The sequence below is a fragment of the Candidatus Microthrix subdominans genome, assembly GCA_016719385.1.
In the GTDB taxonomy this organism is placed as follows: Bacteria; Actinomycetota; Acidimicrobiia; order Acidimicrobiales; family Microtrichaceae; genus Microthrix; species Microthrix subdominans.
This window is the reverse complement of the sequence record JADJZA010000001.1, coordinates 500,129-508,833: the sequence shown is the minus strand read 5'-3', so window position 1 is coordinate 508,833 and position 8,705 is coordinate 500,129. Positions and strand designations below refer to the sequence as shown.

At 61.7% G+C, this 8,705-nt stretch carries 11 protein-coding genes; 6 read left to right on the top strand and 5 right to left on the bottom strand.

Annotated elements, in window-relative coordinates; genetic code table 11:
* Positions 1–2,112: 2,112 nt before the first annotated feature.
* On the top strand, positions 2,113–3,027 hold the full coding sequence (locus IPN02_02465) for an HNH endonuclease (protein ID MBK9295743.1): 915 nt from the start codon (positions 2,113–2,115) through the stop codon (positions 3,025–3,027).
* Between the two features lie 25 nt (positions 3,028–3,052).
* The gene (locus tag IPN02_02460) at positions 3,053–3,379 is read left to right on the top strand and encodes a nucleoside triphosphate pyrophosphohydrolase (GenBank protein MBK9295742.1); all 327 of its coding nucleotides are present in this window, start codon (positions 3,053–3,055) and stop codon (positions 3,377–3,379) included.
* A 48-nt stretch (positions 3,380–3,427) separates the two neighbouring features.
* On the opposite strand, the gene IPN02_02455 is transcribed toward IPN02_02460, so the two are convergent.
* Both IPN02_02455 and IPN02_02450 read right to left on the bottom strand, forming a co-directional pair.
* Positions 3,428–3,751: a hypothetical protein gene (locus IPN02_02455; protein MBK9295741.1), complete on the bottom strand. Its 324-nt coding sequence runs from the start codon at positions 3,749–3,751 to the stop codon at positions 3,428–3,430.
* A gap of 217 nt (positions 3,752–3,968) precedes the next feature.
* Positions 3,969–4,355: a hypothetical protein gene (locus IPN02_02450; protein ID MBK9295740.1), complete on the bottom strand. Its 387-nt coding sequence runs from the start codon at positions 4,353–4,355 to the stop codon at positions 3,969–3,971.
* Between the two features lie 192 nt (positions 4,356–4,547).
* Between IPN02_02450 and IPN02_02445 the strand changes: the two genes are divergently transcribed.
* Genes IPN02_02445 through IPN02_02435 form a run of 3 tightly spaced genes read left to right on the top strand, consistent with a single transcriptional unit; the run spans position 4,548 to position 5,930 of the window.
* Complete coding sequence (locus IPN02_02445; GenBank protein ID MBK9295739.1) at positions 4,548–5,039, top strand: hypothetical protein; 492 nt, start codon at positions 4,548–4,550, stop codon at positions 5,037–5,039.
* 31 nt (positions 5,040–5,070) lie between these two features.
* Positions 5,071–5,487: a hypothetical protein gene (locus tag IPN02_02440; GenBank protein ID MBK9295738.1), complete on the top strand. Its 417-nt coding sequence runs from the start codon at positions 5,071–5,073 to the stop codon at positions 5,485–5,487.
* On the top strand, positions 5,466–5,930 hold the full coding sequence (locus IPN02_02435; GenBank protein ID MBK9295737.1) for a hypothetical protein: 465 nt from the start codon (positions 5,466–5,468) through the stop codon (positions 5,928–5,930). The genes IPN02_02440 and IPN02_02435 overlap by 22 nt, the downstream gene beginning before the upstream one ends.
* Before the next feature lie 383 nt (positions 5,931–6,313).
* Here IPN02_02435 and IPN02_02430 read toward each other — a convergent pair whose 3' ends face one another.
* Complete coding sequence (locus tag IPN02_02430; protein MBK9295736.1) at positions 6,314–6,604, bottom strand: hypothetical protein; 291 nt, start codon at positions 6,602–6,604, stop codon at positions 6,314–6,316.
* Entirely contained in the window at positions 6,591–6,845 is a 255-nt protein-coding gene (locus IPN02_02425; protein MBK9295735.1) for a hypothetical protein, read from the bottom strand. The genes IPN02_02430 and IPN02_02425 overlap by 14 nt, the downstream gene beginning before the upstream one ends.
* 417 nt (positions 6,846–7,262) lie before the next feature.
* Between IPN02_02425 and IPN02_02420 the strand changes: the two genes are divergently transcribed.
* Positions 7,263–7,886, top strand: a complete 624-nt coding sequence (locus IPN02_02420; GenBank protein MBK9295734.1) for a nucleotidyltransferase domain-containing protein — start codon at positions 7,263–7,265, stop codon at positions 7,884–7,886.
* 407 nt (positions 7,887–8,293) lie between these two features.
* Here the strand turns inward: IPN02_02420 and IPN02_02415 are convergent, their stop codons facing one another.
* Complete coding sequence (locus IPN02_02415) at positions 8,294–8,497, bottom strand: helix-turn-helix domain-containing protein (GenBank protein ID MBK9295733.1); 204 nt, start codon at positions 8,495–8,497, stop codon at positions 8,294–8,296.
* Positions 8,498–8,705 lie beyond the last annotated feature (208 nt).

Below are 8,705 nucleotides of genomic sequence, written 5' to 3'. Positions count from 1 at the left end.
CTCAGCTCTGCATCCGCTGGAAGACAGCGCTCAGTGGCCGGACAGGGAACTCCGCAATTTGGGTGCATCGATGGCTAGTTAGTGAGAGGATGGCCTCTCGGTATCAGCCGCCATCGGGCATCTACGGGATGGGTACTCCGAATGAGGAAACGAAGAACTCAAGCAGTCGTTGTGATTCATGGTATCGGCGAGCAGAAACCCATGGGGACGGTACGCAGCTTCGTAGCGTCCGTACTACCTAGCGCCCCTGCTGGCCCACAGTATTTTAGCAAGCCTGACCCGCTATCGGGAACGCTCGAACTTCGTACACTCCAGAACCGTCAGCAGCCACGCACGCACTTTTTTGAGTACTACTGGGCTTCTCAAGTCGATGGAACCACATTGGCCCACGTAGCCGGATGGACAAAATCGTTACTATTGCGCAAGCCTAGCAAAATTCCACCTAACCTTAAAACGATCTGGTTTTTGTCTTGGGGCCTTCTCGTGGCCGGGCTGGCCTTCTGGTTTCAGTGGTTCCTTCGCAAAGCACCCGATACCGGAGTGGCGAGCAACATCTGGATTGGGTTTTGTCTCACCACCGTTTGGGCCATCGTGCAGGGTTTTTTAGTGAAGTCGCTGGGCGATGCCGCACGATACCTCAGTCCGATCCCCGAAAATATTAAGATGCGGCGAACAATTCGTGATGAGGGCCTACAGCTCCTCCGAAGCCTCCATGATGCAAAAGGCCCAAAGGGCGAACCGCTATATGAGCGAATTGTTGTCGTCGGACACAGTCTCGGCAGCGTAATCGCCTACGATCTCTTAAGGCAGCTCTGGGCCGAAATGCACTCGACCTATAGTAGACCTCAACCCTGCGAACAGTCAGCACTGGCCGAGGCGGAGCGGCTAGCAAATGCTTTAAGCGAACAACTCAAGCGGAATCCCAGTACCAAAGACTGCAGGATATCGCTGGTACAAGAATACCAAAATGCCCAGTGGGAGCTTTTTCAAGAAATGTCAAAGTTGGGAAATGCTTGGCGGATTACGGATTTAATTACAGTTGGCAGCCCCTTAACTCACGCACCGTTACTACTAGCGAAGGACTCAGACGATCTCATCCAACGACAAGTGGAGCGCGAGCTTCCTACCTGTCCACCAATTATCGACGAGGAGCACGGCTCTTTAGATCGCTTTTCGTATCAGATTTGGAAGCCTTTCGGCGCGCCCAGTGACTCTTTCCATCTCCGAGCTCCTCACCATGGTGCCCCTTTCGGCCCAACAAGATGGACCAACCTCTATATGCCAACATGGGCCGGAGTAGCTGGCGATCTCGTGGGTGGCCCCCTTGCTCCCTGTTTCGGGCCAGGAGTGCTCGACGTCGCGGTGCGCGGACCAAACTGGATTCGCACTCATACCCTCAAGGCCCACTCTTCCTATTGGTCCCCAGGCTCGTCTGAGTCAGGCAGCAACGACGAGCCGCGTCTCTCGCTTGACGCCTTAAGGGACGCTCTTGCTCTGGACTTAGACCCGGCGGAACTAAGTGACACGCCCCCAGTTTAGAGGGAATTTGGTTTAGATTTATGGACAAAATCAACCGTCTTTTAGTCATTATTGCCCGTTCTCCAGGCCTCGCATAATTGATGACAGAGTCGTCACTGACCGGATGATTAATTTCATATAGTCGTGCTGACGGTCGACGAGCTTCAAGGTCGACGTTCGAGTCCAGACGGTGGCAGTTGGGCGAACTGCAAAGCGCTAATCGGCACGCACTCGCCCCAATATGCGCCGTTCCGGATGCGAACTGGACGACCGAGCTGATTCGTGACTCGACGCCACACGGCGATACAGCCAGCTACGCCTTTTCTGACGTGGCGTTCGTCGCCCGTTCAGGCGTAATCGCCTAGCGGCTTGCCACCGTTGGTGTGGCTGCTCCGCAATGCGTTCTCGCTGACCTTCGTCTTGGTCTGCATTCGCTTCCAACAAGACCGTTTTCCACCGTGAGCGTTCGATCAAACTGTTTGAGTGATACACCGAACGGCAGTCGAACAATTCACCGACGAGCGGCCATCGCTCGATTCCTACTGGCGGGCGCAGATCCTGTGAGGCCGAAACGTCGCCTCGTACAAGTTGGCCTTGGGGCGGTCGCTGCTGGAGCTGGGCGCCCAGGATCGGGAGTTGGTCACCCTCGACGAACTGGCCGTTCCGTTTTCCCGACACGTCTGTCGACACCTTCGGATGGTAGATCGGCAAGGCACATCGCAGCGCAGCAAGTTCCTTGACGCGTGCCGGGCCCACAACGCCGGCGAGCTCGGCGAAGACGATCTGATCGAGACCACCCGCCGGTTGGGGTTCCAGAACGTCATCGACGCCTTCCATGTGCTCGACGGCTTGGAAATCGATCAGCGGTTCTTCCTCGACGAGCGTTCGAACCGTGGCGGAATCCGACTCACCGATCAGATGCACCGGCTCCTTGAAGAGGCAAAGCAAACCTCGTTGACCGAGGAGACCGAGAGCCGCTGGCAACTGGTCGAAGCGGCCTGGGAACTGAACCTTCCACGCCACCTGCTGACGGTCAGCTACGACCCCGACCTGCAATCGCTCAGGACCGTCGGACGGGGTCGGACTGCTGTTACCGGGATCCGTGGCGCCCTCAACGGCTACCAGAAGGGCGTCTGCTTCTTCTGCTACTCCCCGATCTCAACCGATGGCTCGACGGGCAGCCAGGCCCAGGTTGACCATGTCTTCGCCTGGTCGTTCGGCGCCGAAGTTGGCAACGCCCCGGTCGACGGGGTGTGGAACCTGGTTTTGGCATGTGCCCGGTGCAACGGCTGGCACGAGAAGTCCGACCGTCCGCCCGACGAGCGACTCCACCGACGCAACGAGTACCTGATCGCCAGCCAACACCCGCTCCGCCCGACGCTCATCGCCCAGACGGGGGGCACGGCGAACGCACGAGCCAAGACGCTGGAGCGAGCCCGCATCGAGGCAACCGCCGGAGGAGTCAGAACTCCATGGTTGGCCCCTGAGGAACTGCCACCGCTGTTCTGAACCCAACCATGGAACCATGGTCCGAATGGACACCGACGGGAAGCTCGTACGCGACCGCATACCGGAGATCATCGAGGCGGCCGGCGGTCAGGCCACCACCCGCCTGCTCGACCAGGCCGAGCGTCTACCGGCGCTGCTGGCGAAGTTGCAGGAGGAGAGCGACGAGCTCCGCACGGCAGCCTCTCCTGCCGAACAGCGCGAAGAACTCGCCGACGTGCTCGAAGTGCTCAAGGGGATCGCCTCGGAGCTCGGCCAGCCTTGGGGCGACATCGAAACGGCGGCTGGGAAGAAGCGGGCAGAACGGGGCGGCTTCGAGGCCGGGATCTGGTTGCATCTCCCCCCAGAGGCCTGAGCCGAAACGGGGCGAAGTAGCCGCCGAGCGTGCCAACTTCGATGAGACCTACGCTGCTGCGCGACTTGCGCTGGAGTTCGGAGAAACGGTCCGCGACGCACGCGAAACGGCTGGTGACCATGGGGAGAAGGTCAACAACTCGACGGGGCCGCCGTCCGGGTAAGTCACGACCAGGTGCATCTCGCCGTCGGTGGCTTGGACGAACCGCTTGAGGGTGGAGAGGAGCATGTCGCTGCGCCGCTCGAGCCGCGAGATTTTGGACTGGTCCATCTCGAGCAGCTCGCCGACCGCTGATTGGACGGAATTGCCGCCCAGTTGGCCGCTGCCCGCGCTGCGCGCCGGTCTGACGGCGACGTGATCGCTGGGGAACACGGACTTGGCCCCGAGACCGCCAGGCGCCTTGGCATCGCCTGAGTCTCCAGCGACCGACATGCCGGCGCTAGAACGTCACACCCGATACTTGCGATGTGATCAGCAGGGCGCCGCGGAGGTCACCATGAACTTTGGCGCCTGTTTCTCTGGATCTGCACGGGTCACTAAACAGAAACCCAAGTGCACGGATACCGAGTTTTAGGGGCATATGTTCTGTTTAGAGTCCTGTTGTGAGATGATGCAACTCATGGCTGCCGAACTGATGCTCGACCTGCCGTGGGTTGACGCGTCGAAGACGACGTTCGAAGGCCTTGACGTCCGGCGAGGGCGCATATCCAAGCTTCAGTTCGACGACGGGATCGTGCTCGATGTCCAGGTTGTCGATCCCGGCTCGTACCGAGATGCTCCAGCGTTGATCGCTGGTGCGACGGGCCAGGCCGGACCAGGTCGGGTTGTGCTGGTTGCCGGGTCTGTGCCACTCGAATGGCGGGCGGAGCTCCGCGAGGCGGGTGTCAGCTTTGTGGACGTTTCCGGGATCGCTGAGATCGCGTGGCCACGCGTCGACGTAAGCGCTGGTCGTTTCGGGCAACAGGTCAGGCGCCATCGAGCAGCGCTACCGCTGCAGAAGGGTCACGGGCTGGTGGCCCAGGAGCTTCTTGTGCAGGCGATGGACGAGTCGCGGCCCTCCATCGGCGAGCTCGCAGCGAGCACCGGGGTCAGCCTCCCGTCGGCATCCAAGGCCGTGTCCCAGTTGGAGGCACACGGACTGGTCGTCAAACATCGTGAGGGCGCCCGGGTGTCGGTCGAGCTGGTCGACAGCGTGGCGCTGGTGCGGCTCCTTGCGGAAGGTACGGGGTGGCCGGGCCCCGAGACGTTGAGAGGCTATCTCTGGGGACGCACCGTGTTCGACGTCGCCGCTCGACTGTCGGCAGCGGCCGATCGCTCTGAGGTTGAGCTTGCTGTGACCGGTCGTGTGGGCGCGGCATATGTCGGAGTTCTCGGTACGGCATCCCCGAAGCATCTGCGGGCTTGGGTAGCGGTTGGAGATCGCAGCCTCGTTGCTGTCGCGGCAGCGCTCGGCCTTGAACCGGCTCCCGATGAGGCCGCAAACGTCGTTCTCTCCAACGACAAGTGGCGTGTCGGCGTCACTCGGCGCCACTACGAGCGGTTCGACGACTTCAACGCCTGGGCGGCGCACCCGGTGCGGATCTGGTGCGATCTGCATGACGAACAACGAGGGGCTGAGTATGCCGCTCAGATGTGGAGTGTGGTGACCCATGGCGACTGACAACGCACGGGCGTCTTCGTATGACGACCCAATGAGCGAACGGCTCCTGGGCATCGCAGCCGACGTGCTTCGATCGTTTGGCAGCGGTTTCGGCGGGCACCATCTGGCGATCGTTGGCGGAGCGGTCCCAGGCCTCCTCGTTGAGGTGCCACCGACCGGCATCGAGCCTCACGTTGGTACTGCCGATCTCGACCTTCACCTGTCGTTGCATCTCCTCGACGGCGAGACGGCCGACTACTACGACTCGATCATCGACGGCTTGCGGTCTCTTGGTCTTGAAGCCGACATCGAGGGCGATCGGCACATCAAGTGGAGGTGGGTGGGCCGCCACCGGAATGCTCGGGTCCAGGTGGAACTGCTCTGTCCCGTTCGCACCCTGGCGGACGCCCAGAGGGCCCGGCGAGCGACACGCCGGCCATCGCGAACATGGGGCCAAGCGGCGAGATAGCAGCCTTGGCCGTCGGATTCGGTCATCTCGTCCCGGAGGACACCATCGCTGTCGAGCGACGCGTCGAGACCGCGTCCGGCAACCTGACCTACCAGTTTCCGCTCGCCGGTCTTGCGTCCTGGCTGTGTCTAAAATCCGACGCCATCATGCGTCGCGACAAGGCGAAAGATGCCTACGACGTCGTGTGGACGCTCGATGCCCTCGGCCCGGCAGCAGCGAGCGACCGAGTCGCGTCAAGCCCCTTGGTTGCGGGCGACTCCGCCGGGGAACTTGAAGCACAGCTCACGCTCCTCGTTGCTGACCAGTTCCGAGACATCGATTCGGTGGGTCCAACCCAATACGCAACGTTTCTCGAGGGCGACGCTGGCGAGAGCGAACGTCGTCATGCACTTGGGACCGTGTCCGAGTTCGCGCGGGCTCTCGCAGAGCGTGGGGTCATTTGAGGCGATACTCACCTGAGCGCATCAATCTGGAACCCCGGATCGAATCCGCCCAGGAGCGATGCTGCTCAAGGGCAACGATCAGGCATGATCGACCCTCGATTCAAGTGGGACGAGATTGCATCTGCGGCGGCGATGACGTCCTCGAGTCGTTGACGATCACTCCTCACAACGGAATGGCCTCGGCGAGCAACCGAGGCTCGATGCTGGCCTTCAGACTCGATGCGGGAACAACATCAACCGGCCGACCGAGCAACTCCGACAGCTCACGCTCCAACCCGACTAGACCAACGCCCGCTAGTCGAGGCGCTAGACGAACGAGCACCCAAGCGCGATACGGACGGCCTCGCACTCCTCATGCACCGCAGCTCGTGCGGCGGCCTGGTTCAGGCAGTGACCAGTCGCTCAAATCGCTGGCGAGCACCTTGGCGCGTCATTCCAAGCTGCGCCCCGATGACTCCCCAGGATGCGCCCTCCCGATGGGCTCGAATGGCAGCTGCCTCGATTCGGCTATCCGCATCACGCCGAGCCGCTGCCGCTGCCCGAAGCTCGGCCAGCGTGTCGCCGCCGCCGACGACATAGCCATCATCTGTCGCGTTATCGAACGACCCGACGATGGCCTCGGCGTCCTCATCGGTGAGGATCTGGGATGCTTGGTTGTCTTCATTGTGGGCCACCTCTTGGCGAGTCAATCATCTTCAGGTACCTAATTCGTGCTGTCATCGCATGGATCACGAAGTCCTGCTCCCCTGCTTCGAGAATTCCGACCTCAATCAGAGCAGCTCGTCGGTCGGGGCCGATCAGCATGGTGAAGTCAGGCTGATCGGGTTGTGTGATCCATCCCGTCGCGTTCTCGATGGCATGGCGAATATCGTCATCGGAGACGCCGTGCTTTCGGGCACTTGGCAAGATCTCCACACCGACAACCCTAGTTGTCGGTGTGCATGCTCACAACCCTCCCTCCGTCGGTATGGCGAGACAGGCGCACCATCTCGCCACCGACCCCGTGTGAGCGCGTCCAGTCACGGTCAGCGGGACCGCCGCGGGCGGACCCAACTCGAAAGCCAGGGCCGAGTACGACCCGGATGGAGTCGTAGAAGGCGTCGCCCGCAAGACCGTCGAACGGTCCGAACGCTGCACTTCCATTGCTCAAAGGGTTGCCAATGCGATCCGGTACCGCCAAAGACGCCACGGTTCAGCTGGGCATCGACGGGCCGGAGACCGGCGAGGAGAACCTCGCAGCGCTCCCGGTGGTCAAGCAGCGACCGACGGGCGATGTCTATCAAATAAGGAACGACCATTTCATAATTGTTCGCATCATGGTAGGTTTGAGTCGTGGACTTCGTTCGACCAATCGAGGCGATCGTTCCCGGCGCCCAAGGTCGAGTGCTGGCCACCCTCGTCGAAACCACTGCCGAGCTCAACCTTCGCGAAGTGGCTCAGCTCTCAGCCGTCAGCCCGGCACAGGCTTCCCGGATTCTGCCCGGGCTTGTCGACCTTGGTGTCGTCGAACGACGAGAGGTTCCGCCATCATCACAGTTTCGGCTCGTACGTGAGCACACTGCCGCCCGTTCGCTGATCTCGCTGGCCCATGCGACCGACAACGTGCTGGGCGAAATTGGCCGGATGGCTTCGGCCATGCCGAATCCACCCGCGAGCGTCATCGTCTTCGGCTCGTTCGCACGACGAGAGGCGAGGACGGGCAGTGACATCGATGTCCTCGTGGTACGCCCAACCGAGATCGATGAGGATGACGAGGGTTGGGCAAACCAGCTCGATGACTGGCGCAACGGGGTTGGTCGCCTCACGGGCAATGCGGTCGAGATCGTTGAGTACAGTCCCGCTGAAATTGAGACCCGGCTCGATGAAGGTAGCGACCTACTCCGTCAGGTCAGCACGGACGGGCTGCTGATCCTGGGTTCCGACCTTGCCTCCTACCGACGGAGCCGAAGTGCCTAAACCTGGCGATCCACGCAGGCATCAATTCGGCCGACGCGGTGTGTGGCGCGAGGCTTGGCAAACGGGCAGCGGGCGACGACCACCAGCAGGTACTCGTGCTGCTTCGACAGGCCGGGCCCGACGGCTCGATGGTCGAGCGAGACCTGCGGCGGCTCTTACCGCTAAAGAGCAAGGCCGAATACGACCCGGATGGCGTCGCCGAGGCTGTCGCCCGCAAGGCAGTCGAACGTGCTCAACGGTGCACCGCCATAGCCACCAGGGTGGCCTTGACGGTCCGGTGACACGGCCAAATTGGAACGAGCTTGGGGCGGTCCGATGGCGACTCGTTCGAGGAATGGGCGTTCATCCGCCGGGAGAGAGTCTGGCGCTGCCGCAGTCGCATGCCACCAAGCCTGACCATTGAGGCTCTACACCAAGCCAGCAACGCGTGCGGCACGGGCACGACGACGCTGATCGGCGGTAGCTGCCGCTTCGCGTGCCTCGGTCTTGACTTGTCCCCGGGCGGTCAGGATTCGCATGACCTCGTCGGACGAGATGCGCAGGGCATTGCCGACCTTGTAGCTCTCGATGCGTCCCTCGTCGCACAAGCGAACGAGATGGGTCCGAGACATTCCGAGAAGCCCCGCCGCCTCGGCTGATGTGAACGGAGATTCCCGTTGCCACAACCTCATGGGGACCGGGAGGAGCCGAAGTCTGGGTGTCGGCGCTGGTGATACACGGCCATCACTACTACCACGCCTTCTATTACCCGGTAACGGATGGCGTACGGGAAGCCCGACGTGGTCATTCGTCGCTCAACGATGGAACCTGACCGGCAGG